Source organism: Exiguobacterium sp. A1_3_1 (genome assembly GCF_048985645.1).
Lineage (GTDB): Bacteria > Bacillota > Bacilli > Exiguobacteriales > Exiguobacteriaceae > Exiguobacterium_A > Exiguobacterium_A indicum.
The window spans coordinates 1-1,258 of sequence record NZ_WBYY01000307.1 but is presented as its reverse complement, the minus strand read 5'-3'; the positions used below and the strand labels follow the sequence as shown (position 1 = coordinate 1,258).

The window sequence follows — 1,258 nt, the reverse complement described above, 5'->3', positions numbered from 1 at the left end:
CGCCGTCTCCCGGTTATGCATCAAAATGATGGGTACTTTATACTGCGCAGCAACGTTGACCATCGAACGATCGCCCCACTTCGAGCCCCAAACATCGTTGATGATATCTGCTCCTGCTTCAATAGCAGCCTCTGCGACGACCGGTTTGTACGTATCGATCGATACGAGGACGTTCAGCTCTCGTTTGATGCGCTTGATGATCGGTAAAACACGGGTGAGTTCTTCTTCGACTGATACGAATGCTGCACCCGGTCGTGTCGATTCTCCACCGACATCGATTGCATCTGCTCCATCCGCGACGAGCTGACGCGCTTGCCGCATCGCTTGCTCGACATCGACATATTGTCCACCGTCCGAAAAGGAGTCCGGTGTCACGTTCAAGATACCCATGATGTAAGTCATCGTTGTTCTCTCCTTGTCGTCACCTGTTCGACGGATTGATCGAACAGCGTCATGATTTGTGCATATCCTGTTCCGTTGATTCCAGGGAAAGGGCGTCCGTCAAGTGACGAAATAGCGACCGCTTCCTGAACGGAATTCGTATAGATGATCTCATCTGCTTCTTCGAGCTGCGGTAAATAAGCCAAGCGTTCTTCGACCGGTACATATTGCATGAGGAACTGACGGGTAATCCCGTTCAGTGCACCGGTTTCAAGCGGTGACGTATACCATGTACTTCCGTAACGCCAAAAGATGTTTGACGTAATGCCCTCACAGACATGACCTTCCTTCGTCAAAAACAACCCTTCTGCTTCCGGATTGAACAATTGGCGTTTCGCCACTAGATTGTTCATGTAATGATGTGACTTCAAGCGGTAAGTCGTCTCCGGTGTACTGCGCGGTAAACGAATCGTCTCGAGTGCACGTTCCGCCCGTTTTCGCGGAGCGATTGGTTTCGCATAGATCAACACGGTCGGCGTGTCGTAAGGATCGATTGATAAACCGATCTCACGTGGACCGGCAGAGACGTTCAACCGAATGTATAAATCGTTCGCCCCATATGCCGCATATAAATCTTGGATCGCTTGCCGTAAGGCTTCCCGATCATATGCTAGCTGGATTCCGAGTGCGACACAACTCATCCGTAAGCGTTCAATATGATCATCGAACAAAAACGGATGTCCGTTATAGGTCCGAAACGTCTCGAATACACCCATCCCGTAGACGAATCCGTGATCGAGCGGGGAGATGCGTACTTCTTCTTCTCGTTTAATGGTTCCGTCATGCCAGAGATACATAATGCCTGTCTCTTATACAC

The 1,258-nt window shown here is 50.1% G+C and carries 2 protein-coding genes; both read right to left on the bottom strand.

Translation table 11 applies throughout. The features are described 5' to 3' along the window. The coding region (gene folP, locus F8N00_RS17995; protein ID WP_421018747.1) for a dihydropteroate synthase at positions 1 to 402 on the bottom strand (402 nt) is incomplete at its 3' end. Then, positions 399 to 1,238: an aminotransferase class IV gene (locus F8N00_RS17990; RefSeq protein ID WP_023466569.1), complete on the bottom strand. Its 840-nt coding sequence runs from the start codon at positions 1,236 to 1,238 to the stop codon at positions 399 to 401. The genes F8N00_RS17990 and folP, both read right to left, overlap by 4 nt. Positions 1,239 to 1,258 lie beyond the last annotated feature (20 nt).

Coding starts and splice junctions, on each gene's coding strand:
- F8N00_RS17990 (WP_023466569.1), bottom strand. CDS start 1,238: ATGTATCTCTGGCATGACGGAACCATTAAACGAGAAGAAGAAGTACGC.